Source organism: Rhodococcus sp. NPDC003348 (assembly GCF_053589375.1).
In genome coordinates this window covers 35,825-58,098 of sequence record NZ_JBSFRT010000022.1, presented here as the reverse complement: position 1 = coordinate 58,098, position 22,274 = coordinate 35,825, and the positions used below count along the sequence as shown (strand labels likewise).

Genomic DNA, 22,274 nt, shown 5'->3' with positions numbered 1-22,274 from the left:
GCGGCCGGCCGTGGGGGTTCACGGCGGGGGCTGAACTCGGCCGCCGGAACCACCACAACACCTTTTCTGGAACTAGTCAAGATTAGCGGGGGCGTGTCGCCCTTCCGCCCGCCGAACCGCCCCGAGGTGCGGTGGTCCCCGGACGACACGGCGACGCGCCCCACGAAACCGCACTCGGCCAGGCGAAATAGAGTTCACTTGAAGCGTGATGTCCACCAAGCTGTCGGTCGCGCTGGCCAGGGAAGCACTCGAGGTACGGAGACAAACCGCACACGGCTGGCTGCGCGGCACCGTCGCGGGCCGGACCGTTGCCCGCATCCTCCGTGGTCTGGCCGACATCGAGCTCGCCGACCGTTCGATGACCCTCGCCGCCCAGGAGTTCACCTCGGTGCTGCCGCTGATCATCGCGGTCGGCACGATCGGGAACCTCGGTGGCGTCTCGGAGGCGTTCTCCGACCAGCTCGGCATCGATCCCGGCGCCCTGACCACCATCACCACGACGACCGCGGACACGATCGAGGCGAGCCCGCCGACCTTCGCCGCGTTCGGGGTCGTCGGCATCCTGATGGTGCTGCTCGGCGGCACCTCGTTCGCACGTGCCCTCGGCCGGGTCTACGGGCGGATATGGAAGGTGCCGACGCTGACGCTGCGCGGATGGTGGCGGTGGCTGGCGGTCCTGATCGCCGTGGCGACCTCGGTCGGCCTGCTCGGCTGGGTCCGCAAGCTGACGTCGCTGGACTGGGTGGGACCGCCCCTGGCGATGTGCGGCGAGGCCGTGATCTGGTTCGCCCTCTGGGCGGCGGTCCCCTACCTGCTCACCGAGGGCAGGCTCACCGGCCGCGTGCTGTGGGCGACCGCGGCGGTCACCTCGGCCGGGCTGACCACCGTGGGGCTGGCCGGTGTCCTCTACCTTCCGCTTGCCACGTCGTCGGCGTCGGACAAGTTCGGCGAGCTCGGGCTCATCTTCACCGCCATCACCTGGATGTTCATCCAGTCCGGTGTCGTGGTCGCGGCCGCGGTGATCGTCAAGGCGCTGGCCGTCGACGAGGGCGTCGTCGGCAGGCTGCTGCGCGGTCCCGTCCCCGAGGTCGTCGCTCCCGTCCCCGAGGTCATGACGCCCGTCACCGGAACCGAGACCCTTCCCGAGGCCGACCGCGCGGGCTAGCGTTTGGGTCATGACCGACGTTCGTCCGCGGTTCGCTCCCGGTGCCGCGGTCACCGAGGCCCAGCGACTGCTCGATCACGGCGCACCCGAGGAGGCCGCGGTCCTGCTGGCGGGAATGACCGCGTCGATCCCCGAGGACGAACTCGAGCTGTGGCAGGGCCTGACGCTTCTCGTCGAGGGGCTCACCCAGGTGACCCGGCACGACCCGGCCGCCGCCTCGTCCCTGCGTCGCGGCGCGGACCTGCTCGGCGCCCACGAATCCGCCGCGCCACACGCCCTGGACGTCACCGGCCTGGTCGGGTGGGCGGAGCACCTGCGCGCCGAACTCGGCGAGCGGTCCGCCCCCACCTATCCGGCACAGCCCCCGATCCCCCGGCTCCGCCTCCCCTGACCCCCAAGACACGAGTTCCCCAATGTCACATTGGCTCACCTGAAGTGAGCCAATGTGACATTGGGGAACGTCGGGAGCGGGTGACCGGCGGTCAGCCGACGAGCAGCTCCGCGATCTGGATGGTGTTGAGTGCGGCGCCCTTGCGCAGGTTGTCGCCGCACACGAACAGCGCAAGGCCGCGGCCGCCGGGGACACCCGGGTCCTGGCGGATGCGACCGACGAGGGAGGGGTCGTTGCCTGCGGCGGCCAGCGGGGTCGGGACCTCGACCAGCTCGACGCCGGGGGCGTCGGCGAGCAGTTCCTTCGCACGCTCGACCGAGAGCGGATTGCCGAACTCGGCGTTGATGGACAGCGAGTGCCCGGTGAACACCGGCACGCGCACGCAGGTGCCGCTGACCAGCAGGTCCGGGATGCCCAGGATCTTGCGGGACTCGTTGCGCAGCTTCTGGTCCTCGTCGGTCTCGCCGCTGCCGTCCTCGACCAACGCGCCGGCCAGCGGGATGACGTCGAACGCGATCGGCGCGACGTACTTGTTCGGCGCCGGGAACTCCACCGCAGCGCCGTCGTGGACGAGCTGCTCGGCGTCGTCGACGACCGCGCGCACCTGGGAGGCGAGCTCCTCGACACCGGCGAGGCCGCTACCGGAGACCGCCTGGTAGCTGGAGACGATCAACCGCTGCAGACCGGCCTCGTCGTGCAGCACCTTGAGCACCGGCATCGCGGCCATCGTGGTGCAGTTCGGGTTGGCGATGATGCCCTTCGGCGGGTTCTTCGCCTCCTCCGGGTTCACCTCGCTGACCACGAGGGGAACCTCGGGGTCCTTGCGCCATGCGGACGAGTTGTCGATGACGGTGGCGCCTGCGGCGGCGAACCGCGGGGCCTGCGCACGCGAGAGGGTGGCACCGGCCGAGAACAGCGCGATGTCGATGCCCTTGAGGTCCTCGTCCGACACGGCGGCGGCGTCCTCGACGACGATGTCCTCGCCACGGAACGGCAGGGTGGTTCCGGCCGAACGGGCGGATGCGAAGAACCGCACCTTGTCGGCGGGGAAGTTGCGCTCCTCGAGCAGGGTGCGCATGACGGCGCCGACCTGTCCGGTTGCGCCGACGACTGCGATGGTCAGACCCATGGGGTTACCGTCCCGTTCCCGCGTGGACGACGGCCTCTTCGTCGCCGCCCAGATCGAATGCCTTGTGGATCGCGCGCACCGCATTGTCGAGATCGGCGTCGTCGACGAGCACCGAGATCCGGATCTCCGAGGTGGAGATCAGGTCGATGTTGATGCCGGCCTCGGCCAGTGCCTCACAGAAGGTGGCGGTGACGCCCGGGTGGCTCTTCATGCCGGCGCCGACGAGGGACACCTTGCCGATGCTCTCGTTGGAGAGGACCTCGGAGAACCCGATCTCGCCCTGCAGCGCGGTCAGTTTCTCCACCGCGGCGGGCAGATCGGTCTGCGGCAGCGTGAAGGTGATGTCGGTCTTGCCCGTCTCCACCTTCGAGATGTTCTGCAGGACCATGTCGATGTTGATCTCGGCATCGGCGACGGCGCGGAAGACCTTGGCCGCGTATCCGGGCACGTCGGGCAGGCCGACGACGGTGACCTTGGCCTCGGAGCGGTCGTGCGCGACGCCGGTGAGGATGGCTTCTTCCACGGGAATGTCCTCCATCGATCCGGACACCATGGTGCCGGGCTTGGTGGTGTACGAGGAACGGACGTGCACGGGCACGTTGTAGCGGCGGGCGTACTCGACGCAGCGCAGCATCAGGACCTTCGCCCCGCACGCCGCCATCTCGAGCATCTCCTCGAAGGAGACGGTGTCGAGGCGCTGGGCGTCGGACACGATCCGCGGGTCGGCGGTGTAGATGCCGTCGACGTCGGTGTAGATCTCGCAGACGTCGGCCTTCAGGGCCGCGGCCAGCGCGACAGCGGTGGTGTCGGACCCGCCGCGACCGAGGGTGGTGACGTCCTTGCTGTCCTGGCTGACGCCCTGGAAACCGGCGACCAGCACGATCGAGCCGCGGTCGAGGGCATCCCGGACCCGGCCGGGGGTGACGTCGATGATCTTGGCGTTCCCGTGCGCGCCGGTGGTGATGACGCCGGCCTGCGAGCCGGTGAACGACCGTGCTTCCTCGCCGAGGCCGTGGATGGCCATCGCGACGAGGGAGTTGGAAATCCGCTCACCGGAGGTCAGCAGCATGTCCATTTCACGTGCCGGTGGCGTGTCACACACTTGCTGCGCGAGGTCCAGCAGCTCGTCGGTGGTGTCACCCATCGCCGAGACCACGACGACGACGTCGTTGCCCGCGCGTTTGGTCTCCACGATCCGTTCGGCGACACGTCGGATGCGCTCGGCGGATGCCACCGAGGATCCGCCGTACTTCTGCACGACGAGCGCCACGCCAATCAACCTCCGGGGTCTGGGGTCTGTCTGGTTACAAGTCCGATCGTCAAGCTTACCGACGGCGACCGCGCCGCTCTCATCCAGCCGGGCTGTCCGGGCCCGCGAGGCTGCGGTGGCCGTTCACCGCTGCCACCATGAGCGAATGAGCATTCCCCGACGGCTGCGCGTGCAGCAGGTCCAGGAGCGGGCCTCGGTCTCCCCGCTCGAGTTGTTCTTCGACCTCGTCTTCGTGTTCGCGCTGACCCGGGTCACCGATCTGATGGCCGACGACCCGACCGGCACCAACCTGCTGCGCGGGATGCTGGTCATCGCGGTCCTGTGGTGGTGCTGGGTGGGGTACTCCTGGTTGTGGAATCTGGTCCGCGCAGACGAGGGCGTGGCCCGGGTGGTGCTGTTCGCCGCGATGGGCGCGATGTTCATCGTGGCCCTCACCATCCCCGAGGCGTTCCACGATCTGCCCGGCGGGCTCAGCGGTCCGGTGGTGTTCGCGCTCGGGTACTTCGTGGTGCGGCTCCTGCACCTGCTGATGTTCTTCGTCATCAGCAGGGACGACCCCCAGCTACGCAGGCAGGTCCTGCGTTTCGTGCCCAGCATGGCGATCGGGACCGCCTGCCTGCTGATCGCGTCCCAGCTGACCGGTCCCGCCCAGACGGCGATGTGGTTCCTCGCCCTCGCCGGCGACTACCTCGGCACGCTGGTCGGCGGGGCGGGGTGGCGGCTGCGGTCGGTGAGCCACTTCGCCGAACGCCACGGGCTGATCGTCATCATCGCGCTGGGCGAATCGATCACCTCGATCGGCATCGGGGTGGCGGCGCTGCCGATCTCGTGGGCGATCATCGTCGCGACGCTGCTCGGTCTCGCGGTGGCGGCCCTGATGTGGTGGACGTATTTCGACGTCACGTCGCTCGCGGTCGAGCACGCCTTCGAGTCCGCGGCGGGCACCCGGCTGATCAAGATCGCCCAGCACTGTTACACCTACGCGCACATGCCGATGGTGGCCGGGATCGTGCTGATGTCGCTCGGGCTGAAGAAGGTGCTCTCGTACGTCGCGGACGGCAACCACCACCGCCTCACCGACCCGCTGTACGGCTGGCCGCTGGTGGCGCTGCTCGGCGGCGCCGCGCTGTACCTGCTGGCGCTGGTCTACTTCAAGGCGTACCCGACCGGCTCCATCACCTACCCCCGGGTGGTGACGGCCGCCGTGCTGGTCGCGCTGATCCCCGTGCTCTGGCACACCCCGGCGCTCGTGACGCTGTCGGTGCTCACCGCGGCACTGGCGACGATGATCGGATTCGAGACGTGGCGCTACGCCGAGCCACGCGACGAGGTCCGGCACCGGCACTGAACCGTGTCGGTCCCGTCCGACACACTGGGCGGGTGAGAGTGGTGCTGGCGCCGGGCCCGGAGCGAGTGGTCACGGTCCGCACCGACGAGGGCGGCGCCGTGATCGGCTCCCCCACGTCTTTCCCGGACGCGGCCGCCGCGGTGCGGGCACTCGAACCCGAATGCCCGCGGTGGGTCTGGCCCGACACCGGCGCGGTGTACCCGGCGGTGCTGCGGGCCGGGCTGCGGGTGGAACGCTGCCACGACCTCGCCCTCACCGACGCGCTGCTGCGCACCCGGGCCGGCCATCCACCTGCGGCCACGGCGCCGCCGGCGGACGAGCGTCCGGGACTGTTCGACACCACCCCCGCGGCGGATCCGGCCGCGCTCGTCGCCGAGCACGCCGAACAGGTGCGGGCGATCGGACCGGATCCCCGCCTGCGTCTGCTCGTCGCCGCCGAGTCGGCAGGCGCCCTCGCCGCGGCGGAGATGGGGCACACCGGGATGCCCTTCTCGGCGGCCGCACACCACCGCATGCTCGAATCCGCCCTCGGCCCCCGGGTGCCGGCGGACGTTCTGCCGCACCGACTTCGGGATCTGGCCGGTGAAGTGAGCGCCGCCTTCGGCCGACCGGTGAATCCCGCGTCGCAGCCGGAGGTGGTGGCCGCGTTCGCCCGGGACGGGATCGAACTGACCTCGACGCGGGCGTGGCTGCTGCGCGACGTGGACCATCCCGCCGTCGATCCCCTGCTCCGCTACCGCGATCTCGCCAAGCTGCACTCCGCGAACGGGTGGACCTGGCTCGACACCTGGGTGCGCGGCGACCGGTTCCGGCCGGTGTACGTGCCCGGCGGCGTGGTGTCCGGCCGCTGGGCCAGCCGCGGCGGTGGCGCACTCCAGATCCCGAAACCGGTGCGCGCCGGCGTGATCGCCGATCCCGGCCACACCTTCGTCATCGCGGACGCCGGTCAGCTCGAACCCCGCATCCTGGCCGCGATGTCGCGCGATCCGCTGATGGTCGCGGCCGCCGGCGCCGACGACCTGTACGCCCCGGTCGCCGCCGAGGTGTTCGGCGGCGACCGCGCAAAGGCGAAGGTCGCGATCCTCGGCGTGCTCTACGGCGCCACCGCCGGCGAGGCGCGGTACCTGCTCACGTTGCTGCGCAAACGTTTTCCCGTCGCCGTACGGTACGTCGAGGACGCCGCGCGGGCCGGCGAACGGGGCGAGGTCGTACGCTCCTGGCTGGGGCGGGCCTGCCCGCCACCGGACGACCGCTGGTGGTCGCACGGGGACGCACACGCGCGCGGGCGGTTCACCCGCAACTTCGTCGTCCAGGCCACCGCCGCCGAGTGGGCACTGTGCCTGCTCGCCGAACTGCGCCGCCGCCTCGCCGGCGATGACACCGGCCGCCTCGCCGACGGTGGCGGCGACCTCGTGTTCTTCCAGCACGACGAGGTGGTCGTGCACTGCCGCGACCCACACGCGGCCACCCGGCACGTCCTCGACGCGACCGCGGCCGCGACCCGACTGCTGTTCGGCGACACCGAGGTTCGCTTCCCGATGGATCTCGCCGTCCGCGACTGCTACGCGGACCCGGACGCCTCCGGACACGAGTCGGACGCCCCACCCGCCGAACACCGAAAGTGATGTCCGGCTGGGTGATTCACTACTCGACGCCCTCCGGGGCCGACTCGCGGGACGTCTCGAGGACGGTGGAGACGGGCGTCTCGTTCCGCGTGAGATCGAGGACCGGGCAGTGCGCGTCCACCGCTTCCTGCAGCTCCCGGTAGCGTTCGTCGGTCTCCGGCCCGGTCACCGTGACGACGACGCGGATCTCACCGAATCCGGCGCGGACCGCGTCGTCGAAGCCGAAGAAGCCGCGCACGTCGAGGTCACCCTCGGCCCGTGCGGAGATGTCGTCGACCCGGATGCCGAGCTTCTCCGCCCAGAACCGGTAGGTGACGATCTGGCACGACAACAGCGACGCCAGGTGGTATTCGACCGGATTCGGCGCCGCGCCGGCGCCGCCGAGGGCCGGGGGCTCGTCGACCTCGATCGAGTACTTGCCGAGACCGATGGTGCTGGCCACGGCGTCGTGGGCCTGCGCCGACGCACGGAAGACCGCGTGGGCCTTGCCGGTGTCGCGGGCGACCGCATCCGCGGTGGCGGTGATGATCGAAGACAGGTGTGAGACAGATGTAGCGGTCATGTGCCGGAAGCTCTTTCGTTTCGGGGCGTACGGGCATTGTCGAGATCCCGGCGGGGAAACCCTCGCCGGGGCAGGCCGATCAGGACTGCGGACACCCGGACGTGCACACGAGCGCGAAATCGACATGACGACGCCGCGTGAGCGGCGAGTCGATCCCGGCGAAAGAGGTCACGTCGCAGACTCTAGCCCGACGACTCACCCGCCGCGACCCGGCCCCCGGAGCCGGGCGAGGCCGACCCGGGACGAAGTCACCTCGCGGCGGCCCCGCGCCGGATCGCCCGGGGCGTCGAGCCCGTGATGTCGCGGACGGCGCGACCGAACTGGGTCGGCCCGACGAATCCACTGCGGACGGCGACCTGGCCGATGGTCAGGTGCGCGTGCGCGGGGTCGGTCAGCAGATGCAGCCCCCGGCCGACGCGGCGCAGGCGGATCAGCTCGTACACCGAGTGCTGCTCCGACTCGAACAACCGGTGCAGGTAGCGGGGACTGACGTTCATCGCCGCCGCCACCTTCGCGATGGTCAGGGTCGGGTCCGCGTAGTTGTTCTCGACGAACTCCACTGCGCGAGCACGATTTCGGGAGACCGCCGACTCGGCGTCGGGGCAGCGCCCCTGTGCCCGTCGGATCACCGCCAGGCACAGGTCCACCACGGCGTGCTCGACGAGCGCCACGTCCGCGGAATCGTCTGTGCACAGGTCGATCTCGCTGAACTGCTCGAGCACCGCGCCGAGCAGCACGGTGAGCGGCTCCGCCGGCATCACCACCCCGGCGAGCGAGCGCACGTCGACGGACCGCGCCGCCAGCGTCGCGTGGGGAAGGTAGGCGGACACGTAGTCACCGCGCCCGGAGAACATGACCTCGAACGGTGCGGCGAAGTCGACGAAAGCCGCCTCCCCCGTGCGCAGCCGGCAGCGGGTCCGCCGCTGCTCGACCGTCGCTCCGCCGGAGCGGGCGACCACCACGGACAGGTAGTCACCGTGCGCGTCGCCCAGCCGGTCCTGCGACCGGACCACCGAAACCGCGGAGGTCCGTAGCCGATTCACCCGCACCGATCCGACATCCACGGCGCGCATCATCGCCCGGAACCGGTGGGGACGCTCCGCGGCGACGTCCACCCCCACCGACAGCGAGTCGATTCCGTCCGGTCCGCTCAACCGCACCCCACCGCGCCACCGCTGCGTCAACGACACCGATGGCGGCAACGACCTGCCGTGCATGCTCACCCCAGCCACCCGACGCCTCGAACAACCGTGACGGCCAGCACCCTACGCGGGAAAGGCCGGGCGCGAAACGCTTTCGGTCATCACGCGGAAGCCGCGAAACCGGCCCCGCCCGTGACCAGTCCACGCAGCGCGGTCGACAGTCCCCGCACGTCGGTGAACCGGTCCGCGCTCGGAAGCGTGCCCGGAAACGCCAGGTACAGCTCGCCGCGGGCCCCGATCCGCAGCCGCCCGGGCTGTTCCAGGTCGAGCACCCCACCCGACCGGTGCACCACCCGCATGGTCTCGGTCAACGGCCGGGCCGCCCTCGCCGCGTCGGACCGCGACGGCAGCACCGAGGCGGCGGTGGCGAGCGAACAACTCTGCCGCCAGTCTGCGACCACGACACCGCCGAACGCGGTGCCGACCATGTCGACGATCCGGGCCAGCGCGGGCGAGTTCACCCCACACATCCACACGGTGCGCGCGAACACCTCGTCGATGTCGAGCTCGTCACGCGACGTGCAGGTCACGACCGTCAGGCCGACGTCCCGATCGGTCACCACATCCCGGCCGTGCCAGAACTCCACGGTCGAGGAGCCGCCGCAGCAGTGCAGCAACCGGTAGCGGCCCGCGCCGAAGGTGCTGCCGGGGACGTGACCCGCAGCGGATCGGCTCGCGGGCGGGTGGGTGGCAGCAGGCGGGCGAGCCACCACAGCGGATAGCCATTCGGTGTCAGCGTGCATGCACCGACGTCCAGCCGCTCGACCGTGTGTCAACGCAGAGCATCCGTGAATCCTCACACAGCGTCACCACGACGCAACCCCCACGCGGACGGGCCCGGGGCGGGCGTTCGGGCGGCGCCGTGACTCGACGTGGGACTCCGGCGCAGGTGACACCCACCGACATCGCCGACGGGGCGAGCGAGTACCTCGGGCATCGGCACGAATCATCGGATCTCCGTGCGCGAATTGTCCGGTGTCGCATTTCGGCGGCGGGATCACCCGGCCAGCGCATCGTCCACCGTCCGGAACACGGCCAGGTCCCCGCCGTCCTGCTCGACGCCACGCAGGACGTCGCGCACCTGTCCGATGTCGTGTGCGATGCGCAGGTCGATCCCCTTGTGCTGCAGTGCCGTCTGCAGCTGCCCGAGCATCTCCGACGCGGTGACGTCGATGTAGGGCATCGTCTCGGCGTCCAGCACCACCACCCGGGTTCGCTCCGTGCACAGCGCCTCGACCCGCTCCTTGACGTGGTCGGCGTTGGCGAACGACAGCCCGCCCTCGACCCGCACCACAACGGCGTCGTCCCGCACGTCGGCGTCCGGGTGCCGGTCGGTGTCCACCCACAGGGTCTTCGCCTGTCCCAGGATCGCGACGTTGGGACGCGCCGACCGGTACAGCAGCAGCAACATCGACACCGAGATGCCGATGACCAGGCCGGGCAGGGTGTCGAACAGCAGCACACCGAGCATGGCGGCGATCGCGGCGGCGAAGTCGGGTCGCGCGGCGAAGCCGTAGATGCTTCCGAGCCGGTGCGTCCAGACCCGGTACAGCCTGCGCAGCGACGCGAAGTCGACCAGGTCGATCACCGCGGCGATGACGACGGCGGCCAGCGTCGCCTCCGGCAACTGCTCGAACAGGCCGGTCAGGAACAGCAGGGTGATCACCGTCATCGCGGCCACGACCAGACCGCTCACCTGGGACTTCGCGCCCGCTCCCCCGTTGACCGCGGTCTTGGACAGGCTGCCGTTCACCACCATGCCCGACGCCAGCCCCGCACCGAGATTCGCGGCGCCGAGGCCGTACAACTCGCGGTTCGCGTCCACCTCGTACCCCGCCTTGGCCGCATAGGTTTTCGCCGCGCCGAGCCCCTCCGCGAAACCGATCAACAGCACCCCGACCGCGGGGCCGGCGAGGCCGAGGTAGTCGTCGAAGCCGAGCCCGTTCGGCAGGCCCACCGACGGGAGCCCGGACTCGATGGTCCCGACGATGTCGACACCCTTGTCGTCGAGACCGAACAGCTGCACGGCGGCGATTCCGAGCAGCACCGCCACCAGCGAGCCCGGCACCAGGGGCAACCACCGACGCAGCACGAGCACCACGGCCAGGCCGAGCAGGCCGACGATCAGGGTCCGCCACTGGGTGTCGCCGAGGTGGGTGACCACCCCCCACGCCTGCTCGAAGAAGTTGCCGTCCGCCTTCTCCACGCCGAACAGCTTGGGCACCTGGCCGATGATGATCGTCAGCGCCAGACCGACGATGAATCCCTTGAGCACGGGTTCCGAGATGAACGAGGCGATGAAGCCGAGCCGCATCAACCCGGCGAGCAGCCCGGCCAGGCCGGTCATGATCGCCAGACAGGTGGTGAGCGCCAGGTACCTGCCGTCGTCGCCCCCGGCGATCGGTGCCACCATCGCCGCCGACAGCGCGGCGGTCGCGGACATCGGGCCGACGATCAAGTGCCGGGAGCTGCCGGCTGCCGCGTACAGCACCAGCGACGGGATCGCCGCGTACAGGCCGACAACCGGCGTCACGCCCGCGATGGTCGCGTAGGCCAGGCCCTCCGGGACGAGGACCGCCCACACCGTCAGACCGGCGATGACGTCCGGCCGCAACCATCGCCGGTCGTAGCCCTGCAGAGTTGCGAACAGCCACCACCGCCGGTCCGGTGTCGTCGTCACCGCAGGATCCACCTCGCGCCGCATCGCATCACCCGTTCACGAAGAGTGCCGCCGATGCCCATGCTGGCCGGTGGCGGACCGGGCGGCTTCACCTGCGAAGGGTGAGGCGCCGGCGGATCACCCTGCTCGCTGCGCGGCGAGCAGGTCCTCGAACGGAATCGGGTCGTCGTAGGGGTCCGCCTTCCGGACGCGAGCGCGCCCCGTCACCGCGCCGGCCAGTTCGCCTGCGGCGCGGTCGATCCGGTCGGCCAGCCCCCGATCCACACCCTCGCCACCGGACCGGTCCACGCCGGCGGTGCCGGCCCAGTCCTCCGACGCGGCGAACACCGCGCTCGGTACCACCGCCGCCCGCAGGTACGCGAACATCGGCCGCACCGCGTGCTCGAGCGCCAGTGAGTGCCGGGCCGTGCCGCCGGTCGCGGCGATCAGCGTCGGCATCCCGTCCAGGGAACCCACCTCGAGGACGTCGAAGAACGACTTGAACAGTCCGCTGTAGGAGGCGTTGAAGATCGGCGTCACCACGATCAGGGCGTCGGCCCCGGTGACGGTGTCGATCACCTCGCGCAGCGCGGCCGACGGGAACCCGGTGAGCATGTTGTTCATCAGGTCGTGGGCGTGGTCGCGCAGCTCCACGGTCCGAATCTCGGTGTCCGGCCCCAGGTCCAGCGCGGTGGCCGCGGCGAGACGGTCGGCGAGCATCCGGGTGGACGACGGCTGGCCCAGGCCCGCGGAGACCACCGCGACGGTGCGGGCGGTCATCGCGTCACCTGCGGCACGTCGCCTGCGACCGCCGCCCGGACCAGCGACTCGTGGGTCGGCGCGTCCGGCACGTGCGCGGGCCGCTTGGCGTCGAGTTCGCGGCGCAGCACGGGCACGACCTCCTCGCCGAGCAGGTCCAGTTGCTCGAGCACGGTCTTGAGCGGCAGGCCGGCATGGTCCATGAGGAACAGCTGGCGCTGGTAGTCGCCGAACGACTCCCGGAACGTGAGCGTCCGGTCGATGACCTCCTGCGGGCTGCCGACGGTGAGCGGGGTCTGCTCGGTGAACTCCTCGAGCGACGGGCCGTGCCCGTAGACCGGGGCGTTGTCGAAGTACGGGCGGAACTCACGGACCGCGTCCTGAGAGTTCTTGCGCATGAACACCTGCCCGCCGAGCCCGACGATCGCCTGGTCCGCGGACCCGTGCCCGTAGTGCTCGTAGCGACGGCGGTACAGGTCGATCAGGCGCTGGAAGTGGTCGGTGGGCCAGAAGATGTGATTCGCGAAGAAGCCGTCACCGTAGTACGCGGCCTGCTCGGCGATCTCGGGGCTGCGGATCGACCCGTGCCACACGAACGGCGGGGTGCCGTCGAGCGGACGCGGGGTGGAGGTGAAGCCCTGCAGCGGGGTGCGGAACTTGCCCTGCCAGTTCACCACGTCCTCGCGCCAGAGCTTGTGCAGCAGCGCGTAGTTCTCGATGGCGAGGGGGATGCCCTGCCGGATGTCCTGCCCGAACCACGGGTACACCGGGCCGGTGTTGCCGCGGCCGAGCATCAGGTCGACGCGGCCGTCGGCGAGGTGCTGCAGCATCGCGAAGTCCTCCGCGATCTTCACCGGGTCGTTGGTGGTGATCAGCGTCGTCGACGTGGACAGCACGATCTTCTCGGTGCGTGCCGCGATGTAGCCGAGCATGGTCGTCGGCGACGAGGGTACGAACGGCGGGTTGTGGTGCTCGCCGGTTGCGAAGACGTCGAGGCCCACCTCCTCGGCCTTCTGCGCGATCGCGACCATCGCCTTGATCCGTTCGCCCTCGGTCGGGGTGCGACCGGTGGTCGGGTCGGTCGTGACGTCGCCGACCGTGAAGATGCCGAACTGCATTCCCGCCTCCTCGTGCGCCTCCGGCACCTGTGCGCCCTTCGGTGGTCGGAGCCACCAGAAGGGCGCACAGGCACGAAGTGCCTAGTGGTTCAACTTTCAATCAGATGAACCACGGCTCACCGCGAGGCATTCCCGGCGCGCGGACTCAGCGGGTGAAGGCACCCTCGAGCCGGTTGCGTGACCCGGGGTGCACCAGCCGGGCGGTACTGACCAGCCCGTGCTCGGACCAGGTGCGCCGCCGGATCAGCAGGCACGGTTCACCGCGCTCGATCTGCAGCATCCGGCACTCCTCCGGGCTCGCGAGCACCGCCTCGACGACGTGCTCGCCCCGCACCAGCGGCGCCACCCGGGTCAGGTAGTCGTTCGGAGTCGTCACGGTGAAATCCTGCGCGAGGTAGTCGGGCGCCTCGGCGGGGTTCACGAAGCGGTCCTCGACCTGGATCGGGGTGTCGTCCTCGTAGTGCACGAGGACGGAGTGGAACACCTTGCGGCCGACCGACTCGCGCAGGAAGGCGGAGGCGTGATCGGTCTCCTCCTCCCGCATCAGCACCACCTCGGTCCGGTGCCGGTGGCCACGCTGCTGGATCTCGTCCGCGATGTTCTTCACCTCGAACAGCGGCGAGGCCGTCTTGGTGCTCGCCACGAACGTCCCGACGCCCATCATCCGGACGATCAGCCCGTCCCCGGTGAGCTCGCGCAGCGCCCGGTTGATGGTCATCCGGGACAACCCGAGAGCGTGGACGAACTGGTTCTCGGACGGCAGCTGGTCGCCCTCGGCCCAACGCCCGGACCGGATCTGCGCGGTCACCAGATTCTTGACCCGCTCGTAGGCGGGCACCGACTCCCCGCCGGCCTCCCGGAACAGCGCAGCGAGTTCGGTGTCCGCATCGACCATCGCCATCGGCTGTATCCGCTCCTCGAAAAGACCACCACCGGCCCGTCCGTGGCTCATGAAGTCTACCGACCGGCTCACCCCACGACCGCACGCAACTGACCGGCGGCGACGGACAGCGCCGCCAGGTCCCACTCGCCCGAATCCTCGATCTCCGCCAACCCGATCCGGGCCCGGCGGATCCGGGCGGCGTTCCGATGCTCCCAGTCGTCGAGCATCGCGTCGGGGGTGTCGCCCGGCGCGGCCTGCCCGAGTATGCCGAGGGTCATCGCCCGTACCGTGCCGTACAGCTCGTCCCGCAGCGACAACCGCGCCAGCGCGTTCCACCGCCCCTCCCGCGGCAACGCGGAGACCCGGTTCAACAGCGGCACCAGACCGACCCGTTCCTCCACCCGGAAGTAGAGCTCGCCCGCGACGGCGAGGTCGGTGGCGGCCAGTTCGGCGATCTCGACGACGTCGAGCAGCCCGAACCGGTCGAGCAGGAACTCGACCGCGCGGACCAGGTCGTCGGGGGCACCGCGCTCGGCGACCGCCCGCGTCCGATCACGGAGGTTGTCGCGATCGGCGCCGACCAGCCAGTCGTCGAGCATGTCGGAGGCACGCGAGATCCGATCCCGGAATCGGGCGATCTCGGCGCCGACGGCAAGCGGTTGCGGACGCCGGGTCAGCAGCCACCGCGACGCCCGCTCGAGCAGCCGCCGGGTCACCAGGATCAGCTCGTCGGCGACCTGCGTCGACACCGGTGCCGCGGCGATCCGCGCCCACAGTTCGGGTAGGCCGAAGACCTCGGCGACGACCGTGAACGCCCGCACCACGTCCTCCGGACCGGCGCCGACCTCCTCGCCCAATCGGAACACGTGCGTCAGGCCGCCGCGGTCGACGACGGTGTTCGTCAACGCGGTGGCGACGATCTCCCGCCGCAGCGGGTGCCGGGCGATGTCGTCCGCGTGCGCCTCCCGCAGCCGCTGGGGGAAGTAGGCCTGCAACGTCGGCAGGAACACGTCCTGGTCGACGAGGTCGCCGCCGAGCAATGTCGCCTTCAGGTCCAGCTTCACGTGCGCCATCAGCGTCGCCAGTTCCGGCGAGTACAGACCTCGGCCGGCCCGGGCACGGGCCGCGATCTCCGCCCCGTCGGGCAGCACCTCGAGTTCCCGGTCGAGCGCGCCGGACGCCTCGAGCGCGGCGATCTGACGCGCGTGCACGCCGAGCATCTCGGCCGCGTCGGCACGCGCGGTCCCGACGAGCTCGTTCTGGGAGACGTTGTCCGCCAGCACCAGGGCCGCGACGTCGTCGGTCATCTCCACGAGCAAGCGATTGCGTGCGGCCGCGTCCAGCCGTCCCGACCCGACAAGTCCGTCGAGCAACACCTTGATGTTGACCTCGCGGTCGGAGCAGTCCACACCGGCCGAGTTGTCGAGGGCGTCGGTACCGATCCGGCCGCCGCCCCGCGCGACCTCGATGCGTCCGGCCTGGGTCAGCCCGAGGTTGCCGCCCTCCCCGACCACCCGGGCCCGCAACTCGAACCCGTCCACCCGCACCGCGTCGTTCGACTTGTCTCCGACGTCGAGATGGGATTCGTCGGCGCCCTTGACGTAGGTCCCGATCCCGCCGTTCCACAGCAGATCGACCGGGGCGCGCAGGATCGCGCGGATCAGCTCCGGTGGGGTCAACGCGGTGACACCGGCGTCGAGGCCGATGGCCCGCGCCGCGGGCGCGGAGATCGGCACCGACTTCGCGGACCGTTCCCACACGCCGCCGCCGACGCTGATCAGTGTGCGGTCGTAGTCCGCCCACGACGACCGCGGCAATCCGAACAGCCGCTCCCGCTCCGCGAACGACCGGGCGGCATCGGGATCGGGGTCCAGGAAGACGTGCCGGTAGTCGAACGCCGCCACCAGCCGCAGATGCCGGCTGAGCAGCATGCCGTTGCCGAACACGTCGCCGCTCATGTCCCCGATCCCGGCAGCGGTGATCTCCTCGGTCGCCACGTCGACGCCGAGTTCGCGGAAGTGCCGCGTCACGGACTCCCATGCGCCGCGGGCGGTGATGCCCATCGCCTTGTGGTCGTAGCCCACCGAGCCGCCCGAGGCGAATGCGTCCCCGAGCCAGAAGTCGTACTCGGCGGCAACGGAGTTCGCGATGTCCGAGAATGTCGCGGTGCCCTTGTCGGCCGCGACCACCAGATAGGTGTCGTCGCCGTCCCGGCGCACCACCTCGGGCGCGGGACGCACCTCACCGGTGGTCCGGTCGACGTTGTCGGTCAGGTCGAGAAGTCCGCGAATGAAGGTGCGGTACCCGTTGATTCCGGCCGCCCGCAGCGCGTCCCGGTCCTTCTCCGCGTCCCCAGTGGGGACGGGTGGGCGGCGCAGCACGAAGCCACCCTTCGCCCCGACCGGCACGATCACCGCGTTCTTGACGGCCTGCGCCTTGACCAGTCCGAGAACCTCGGTGCGGAAGTCCTCCCGCCGGTCCGACCAGCGCAGCCCGCCGCGGGCCACCGCGCCGAACCGCAGATGCACTCCGGCGACGGCCGGGGAGTACACGAAGATCTCGTGTCGGGGCCGGGGCTCGGGCAGTTCGTCGATCGCCCGCGAGTCGAACTTCAGCGCCAGGCAGTCACGCCGGATGGCAGTGAAGCGGTTGGTGCGCACCGTGTTCCGGATCAGACCGAGCAGGGCGCGCAGCACCCGGTCGGCGTCGAGACCGAGAACCGCCTCGATCAGTTCCGCGGCCGACTCCGCGGCGGCGGCCCCGCCGTCCGACGCGGCGGCATGCGGATCGAATCGTGCGGTGAAGCATTCGATCAGCGCCCGGGCGATGTGCGGGTGGGCGCACAGCACGTCGGCGACGTGTGCGCTCCCGTAGGCGAAGCCGGCCTGCCGGAGGAATTCGACATAGGCCCGCAGCACCCCGACGGCGCGCCAGTCCAGTCCGGCACGGGCCACCAACTCTCCCAGCCGGTCCGGCTCCGAATCGCCCCGCCACAGTGCGGTGAACGCGTCGGCGAACAGACCCTCGAACCCGTCGCCGTCCGGGGCGATCGGGTACCGCACGGTGAACTCGTAGATCCAGCAGGGCGATCCGGAGGGAGCGCGCAGCGGGTACGGGCGCTCGTCGAGCACCTCCACCCCGAGGCTCTGCAGCAGCGGCATCAGATCACCGAGCGAGGCGGGCCGTCCCGCCACGTAGAGCGAGAGCCGGTGTGTGCCCGGCCCTTCGGGCGACCGCACCAGCCGCACGGCGACGTCCCCGGCGGCCAGCTCCTCGACGATCGCCAGGTCACGTCGCGCCCGGTCCGCGCCGAAGTCCTGCTTGTAGTTCTCCGGCAGTGCGGACGCGAACGCCGCGAGCGCCGGACGCCGGCCGGTCTCGACGTCGGCGAGCAGTCGTTCGTCCCAGCCCTGGCAGGCGGCGGTGATCCGATCGCCGAGACGGCGGGCCACGTCCTCGGACACGGTGACCGTGTCGGGCACCGTCATCGTCAGGTGGACGGTGGCGAGCGGCGCCGACGAGATCCGGCTGGTGGACTCGAGATTCGTCGCCTCCAGCCCGTCGACCAGGATCCGGGCCGCGGCCCTCCGCACCGCGGTGCCGAACCGGTCGCGGGGGACGAACAACAGCGCGGACAGGTTCCGGCGGCCGGGGGTGCGGCGCAGGACCAGGTGCATCCGCTCGTTCGCGTCGAAGGCGGTGAGGTCGGCGAGCGCGGCGGCCAGCGGCTCCGGGTCGGCGGCCAGCAGTTCCGTCAGCGGCAGCGTCTGCGCCAGGGCAAGCACGGCCTGTCCGGTGAAGGAACCGACGTGGTGCCCGGACGCCGCGAGCAGCTCACGCACCCGGTCCCCGACCAGAGGGATGTGCCGCACGTCCGGGTGCACGGCGGCGAACGTCCCGACGAGCAGATGCAGATGGCCGTCGAGGCGGGCACGGATCGCGACCATCCCGTCGTCACCCCCGAGCCCCGCCGGTGCCGGCACCGGCGTGATCGCGAACACGGAGGCATCGAGTTCGCGCAGTTCGGCCGCGAGCCCCCGGTCGCGGAGCAGGCCGAACGCGGCCTCGCCCACTCCACCGTCCGTGGCACCGTCCGCGCCGAGCAGCCGGAACACACCGGGCCTGCACCAGGCGAGGAAGTCCGCGGCGCGGTGCTCGCCGGCCGCCCGCAGGCGCCCGACCAACTCGACCCTGACCCGTTCCAGCTCGCCGGAATCGGCGCGCACCAGGCGAACCCGGGCCAGCGCCCGCTCGATCCGGAGGCCGAGCTCGGCGGCGTCGATCGTCCCCGGCGGCAGCGCGACGTGAATCCACGACTCGGTCGCGGCGTCGTCGACCCGCTCGTCGGACGGCGGCACCGGCACCGGTCCGGAGACGGCGTCCGAGCCGTAATGCAGGCGCAGCACCGGGTGCAGCACGAACTCTGGCGTCACCGCGGCGTCGTCCAGCACGCCGAGCACGGCCTCGAGGAGATACGGCATGTCGGTGCCGACGATCTGCACGGCGGGACCGGGGCCGGTCTCGCCTGCGGAGATGGTGCGCACCAGGCTGTCGCGGTCGCCGCGGTCGCGGGCCAGGGCCAGATGGCGGTCCAGGATCCGGTCGCGGCGGCCCGGGTCGACGAGGGCACGGGCGTCGGAGAAGTAGGCGGCGGCGAGGACGTCGGTGGCCTCGCCGATGGGGGTCGGGACTTTCTGGGACGAAACGGTGGTCATCGCGGAACCTTCCGGCGGGAGCCACGCTGCTCCCGGCCTGTGGGGGGCGGTCCATTCCGGCGGGTCGAGGGTGTGGGGTCGGGCGGCGCTGCCGGGACGCCTCTTGACAGGAGGTTGTATAGACAGGAATATACAAGTCATAGTTGCAGAGCGTGAGCCAGCGCACAACCACCCTGCGGCACGGATTCTCCAGCGACAACGGCGTCGCCCCGAACCGAACCACCAGGGCTCGCGAGCTCACCCTTGACGTCAAGGAGTACCGATGGACATCACCTCCCCCGGCCACGAGGCCCGCCCGGTCAGCGCTCCGCGCGGCTCCGAGCTGAACACCCTCGGGTGGCAGCAGGAGGGCGCGCTGCGCATGCTCATGAACAACCTCGACCCCGAGGTCGCCGAGCACCCCGACAACCTGGTCGTCTACGGCGGCACCGGTCGCGCCGCCCGCAGCTGGGCCGCGTTCGACGCCATGGTCGCCACCCTCAAGACGCTCAAGAGCGACGAGACCATGCTGGTGCAGTCCGGCAAGCCGGTCGGCGTCTTCCGCACGAACGAGTGGGCGCCGCGCGTGCTGCTCGCGAACTCCAACCTCGTCGGCGACTGGGCCAACTGGGAGCAGTTCCGCAAGCTCGAGGCCGAGGGCCTGATGATGTACGGCCAGATGACCGCCGGGTCCTGGATCTACATCGGCACCCAGGGCATCCTCCAGGGCACCTACGAGACCTTCGGCGCCATCGCCCGCAAGCGTTTCGACGGCACCCTGGCCGGCACCATCACCCTGACCGCGGGCATGGGCGGCATGGGCGGCGCGCAGCCGCTGGCCGTCACCATGAACGAGGGCGTCGCGATCTGCGTCGACTGCGACGTCACCCGCATCGACCGCCGGATCGCCCACAAGTACCTCGACACCAAGGCCGACAGCATCGAGCACGCCCTGCAGCTGGCGACCGAGGCCCGCGACGCCCGCAAGCCGCTGTCCATCGGCCTGGTCGGCAACGCCGCCGAGATCTTCCCGGCCCTGCTGGCGATGGATGCCCCGATCGACATCGTCACCGACCAGACGTCGGCGCACGATCCGCTGTCCTACCTGCCGATCGGCGTCGACATCGCCGACATGAAGGAACTGGCCGCGAAGGATCCGGAGAAGTTCACCGAGGATTCCCGCAAGGCGATGGCCGCGCACGTCGAGGCCATGGTCGGCTTCATGGACAAGGGCGCCGAGGTCTTCGACTACGGCAACTCCATCCGCGACGAGGCCCGCAAGGCCGGCTACGACCGCGCCTTCGAGTTCCCCGGCTTCGTCCCGGCCTACATCCGCCCGCTCTTCGAGGAGGGCCTCGGCCCGTTCCGCTGGGCCGCGCTGTCGGGCGACCCCAAGGACATCGCCGCGACCGACAAGGCGATCCTCGAGCTGTTCCCGGAGAACGAGCACCTCAAGCGCTGGATCGAGATGGCAGGCGAGAAGGTCGCCTTCGAGGGCCTGCCCGCCCGCATCTGCTGGCTCGGCTACGGCGAGCGCCACAAGGCCGGCCTGAAGTTCAACGAGATGGTCGCCAGCGGCGAGCTGTCCGCGCCGATCGCCATCGGCCGTGACCACCTCGACTCGGGCTCCGTCGCCTCCCCGTACCGCGAGACCGAGTCCATGAAGGACGGCTCCGACGCGATCGCCGACTGGCCGCTGCTCAACGCCCTCGTCAACACCGCGTCCGGCGCATCCTGGGTCTCGATCCACCACGGTGGTGGCGTCGGCATGGGCCGCTCGATCCACGCCGGTCAGGTGTGCATCGCCGACGGCACCGAGCTGGCCGCGAAGAAGATCGAGGCCGTGCTGACGAACGACCCCGGCATGGGCGTCATCCGCCACGCGGACGCCGGCTACGACCACGCCATCGAGACCGCCCGTGAGCGGGGCGTGCGCATCCCGATGCAGGAAAACGCCTGAGCCACGGCGTGATCGACGCCGGGTCCGCTCGGCGTGACAACCGAATATCGCAGTCTCCTCGCGCACGGCGCGCGTGAGGCCGGTCTCCGGTCCCCCACCCCACCGGAGACCTCCCCGCCGAGCGGCGGTACGCAGTCATCCCCCTGCGTGCCGCCGCTCGGTTTGTTCTGCGCGGAGCGCCTCGGGGGCACCCCTGGACAAATCTCCGGTTCTCCGCCATAGTCACTTCATGCCATCTAGTGGCAATCGAATTTCACTAGATGAAATTTCTCAGAGATCATCCCGGCCGGCCGCCCCGCCGCCGACCCGCCCCCAGGAGTTCCCGTGACCGCTCAGACCCTCGACACCGACCTCGACCTGTCCGAATTCCGCAGCACCGTCCGCGCCTTCGCGAACGCGGAGATCCTGCCGGGAGCGGCCGAGCGTGACGAGACCAAAGCGTTCCCCGCCGACCTGATCCGCCGCCTCGGCGAGCAGGACCTGATGGGCATCTCCGTCCCCGAGGAGTTCGGCGGCCTCGGCCTGTCGACCCGCGCCCAGCTCGTCGCGATCGAGGAGGTCTCCCGCGCGGACGCCGCCCTTGCCTCGATCTACACCGCGCACTACCTGGGCCTCGAGCCGATCCTGGTCGGCGGCTCCGACGAGCAGAAGCGGCACTGGCTGCCCAAGCTCTCCTCCGGCGAGCTGCTTGCGGGCTTCGCGCTCACCGAGCCCGACGCCGGCTCCGACATCGGCTCGATGCGCACCGTCGCCCGCCGCGAGGACGACGGCTGGCACCTGTCCGGCTCGAAGACCTTCATCTCCAACGCCCGCGAGGCCGACGTCGTGGTGCTGTTCGCCAAGACCGACCCGGCCGCCGGGTTCAGGGGCATCTCCGCGTTCATCGTCCCCAAGGGCACGCCCGGCATCACCTACAGCGAGCCGCAGGACAAGATGGGCATCCGCTCGGCTCCCACGTACACCGTCTACCTCGACGACGTGGTGCTGCCGCACGACGCGGTGATCGGCACCGAGGGCCGCGGCGGCAACATCGCGCTCACCGCCCTCAACCGCGCCCGCATCGACGTCGCCGCGATGGCCAACGGAATCGCACTGCGCGCTTGGGAACTCGGCCGCGAGTACTCCTCCGAGCGCAAGCAGTTCGGGCAGCCGATCGCCGACTTCCAGGCGATCCAGCTGCTGCTCGGCGAGTGCGACGCCAAGCTGGTCTCGTCCCGCACGACCGCCGACTGGGCCTCCGACGTCAAGGACGCCGGCGGCGACCTGCGCCGCGCCGCGTCGATCTCGAAGTACGTCGCCACCGAGGCATGCTTCTCGATCGTCGACAACGTCGTCCAGATCCACGGCGGTGCCGGCTTCATGCGCGAGTCGGAAATCGAGCGCCTCTACCGCGACTGCCGCATCCTGCGGATCTTCGAGGGCACCTCGCAGATCCAGCTGCTGACCATCGCGGGCAACGCCCCGTCGATCCGGTCCACCGAGTACTGAGAACCCGAGTACCGAGAACCA

16 protein-coding genes are annotated in these 22,274 nt (G+C 70.6%); 6 read left to right on the top strand and 10 right to left on the bottom strand.

What is annotated here, in order from left to right:
- Positions 1-208: 208 nt before the first annotated feature.
- Both ACWDU4_RS15920 and ACWDU4_RS15915 read left to right on the top strand, forming a co-directional pair.
- Positions 209-1,165: a hypothetical protein gene (locus ACWDU4_RS15920; protein ID WP_450114907.1), complete on the top strand. Its 957-nt coding sequence runs from the start codon at positions 209-211 to the stop codon at positions 1,163-1,165.
- Positions 1,166-1,175: 10 nt separating this feature from the next.
- Positions 1,176-1,556, top strand: a complete 381-nt coding sequence (locus tag ACWDU4_RS15915) for a DUF309 domain-containing protein (protein WP_450114870.1) — start codon at positions 1,176-1,178, stop codon at positions 1,554-1,556.
- Positions 1,557-1,647: 91 nt separating this feature from the next.
- On the opposite strand, the gene ACWDU4_RS15910 is transcribed toward ACWDU4_RS15915, so the two are convergent.
- Together ACWDU4_RS15910 and ACWDU4_RS15905 are read right to left on the bottom strand one after the other, a co-directional pair.
- On the bottom strand, positions 1,648-2,685 hold the full coding sequence (locus ACWDU4_RS15910) for an aspartate-semialdehyde dehydrogenase (RefSeq protein WP_450114869.1): 1,038 nt from the start codon (positions 2,683-2,685) through the stop codon (positions 1,648-1,650).
- A 4-nt stretch (positions 2,686-2,689) separates the two neighbouring features.
- Positions 2,690-3,955: an aspartate kinase gene (locus ACWDU4_RS15905; RefSeq protein WP_450114868.1), complete on the bottom strand. Its 1,266-nt coding sequence runs from the start codon at positions 3,953-3,955 to the stop codon at positions 2,690-2,692.
- A gap of 145 nt (positions 3,956-4,100) precedes the next feature.
- Here ACWDU4_RS15905 and ACWDU4_RS15900 point away from each other — a divergent pair, with 145 nt between their 5' ends.
- Together ACWDU4_RS15900 and ACWDU4_RS15895 are read left to right on the top strand one after the other, a co-directional pair.
- On the top strand, positions 4,101-5,303 hold the full coding sequence (locus ACWDU4_RS15900; protein ID WP_450114867.1) for a low temperature requirement protein A: 1,203 nt from the start codon (positions 4,101-4,103) through the stop codon (positions 5,301-5,303).
- Positions 5,304-5,335: 32 nt separating this feature from the next.
- Complete coding sequence (locus ACWDU4_RS15895) at positions 5,336-6,928, top strand: bifunctional 3'-5' exonuclease/DNA polymerase (protein WP_450114866.1); 1,593 nt, start codon at positions 5,336-5,338, stop codon at positions 6,926-6,928.
- Positions 6,929-6,947: 19 nt separating this feature from the next.
- Here ACWDU4_RS15895 and ACWDU4_RS15890 read toward each other — a convergent pair whose 3' ends face one another.
- From ACWDU4_RS15890 to ACWDU4_RS15855, 8 genes are all read right to left on the bottom strand, one after another.
- Positions 6,948-7,490, bottom strand: coding sequence for an OsmC family protein (locus ACWDU4_RS15890; RefSeq protein ID WP_450114865.1), 543 nt, complete (start codon positions 7,488-7,490; stop codon positions 6,948-6,950).
- A gap of 248 nt (positions 7,491-7,738) precedes the next feature.
- Positions 7,739-8,707 (bottom strand): helix-turn-helix domain-containing protein, encoded by a 969-nt coding sequence (locus ACWDU4_RS15885; RefSeq protein ID WP_450114906.1) that lies wholly within the window; start codon positions 8,705-8,707, stop codon positions 7,739-7,741.
- A gap of 86 nt (positions 8,708-8,793) precedes the next feature.
- Positions 8,794-9,435 (bottom strand): hypothetical protein, encoded by a 642-nt coding sequence (locus tag ACWDU4_RS15880; RefSeq protein ID WP_450114864.1) that lies wholly within the window; start codon positions 9,433-9,435, stop codon positions 8,794-8,796.
- Positions 9,436-9,689: 254 nt separating this feature from the next.
- A complete protein-coding gene (locus ACWDU4_RS15875) occupies positions 9,690-11,372 on the bottom strand; it encodes a SulP family inorganic anion transporter (protein WP_450114863.1) in 1,683 nt (560 codons plus the stop codon).
- Positions 11,373-11,489: 117 nt separating this feature from the next.
- Entirely contained in the window at positions 11,490-12,131 is a 642-nt protein-coding gene (locus tag ACWDU4_RS15870) for an FMN reductase (RefSeq protein ID WP_450114862.1), read from the bottom strand.
- Positions 12,128-13,228, bottom strand: coding sequence for an LLM class flavin-dependent oxidoreductase (locus ACWDU4_RS15865; RefSeq protein WP_450114861.1), 1,101 nt, complete (start codon positions 13,226-13,228; stop codon positions 12,128-12,130). Before ACWDU4_RS15865 ends, ACWDU4_RS15870 begins: the two co-directional genes overlap by 4 nt.
- Positions 13,229-13,373: 145 nt before the next feature.
- Entirely contained in the window at positions 13,374-14,129 is a 756-nt protein-coding gene (gene hutC, locus ACWDU4_RS15860; RefSeq protein ID WP_450114905.1) for a histidine utilization repressor, read from the bottom strand.
- Between the two features lie 68 nt (positions 14,130-14,197).
- A complete protein-coding gene (locus ACWDU4_RS15855) occupies positions 14,198-18,826 on the bottom strand; it encodes an NAD-glutamate dehydrogenase (protein ID WP_450114860.1) in 4,629 nt (1,542 codons plus the stop codon).
- Positions 18,827-19,088: 262 nt separating this feature from the next.
- Here ACWDU4_RS15855 and hutU point away from each other — a divergent pair, with 262 nt between their 5' ends.
- Both hutU and ACWDU4_RS15845 read left to right on the top strand, forming a co-directional pair.
- A complete protein-coding gene (hutU, locus tag ACWDU4_RS15850; RefSeq protein ID WP_450114859.1) occupies positions 19,089-20,765 on the top strand; it encodes a urocanate hydratase in 1,677 nt (558 codons plus the stop codon).
- A gap of 324 nt (positions 20,766-21,089) precedes the next feature.
- Positions 21,090-22,253, top strand: coding sequence for an acyl-CoA dehydrogenase family protein (locus ACWDU4_RS15845; protein WP_450114858.1), 1,164 nt, complete (start codon positions 21,090-21,092; stop codon positions 22,251-22,253).
- Positions 22,254-22,274: the final 21 nt, after the last annotated feature.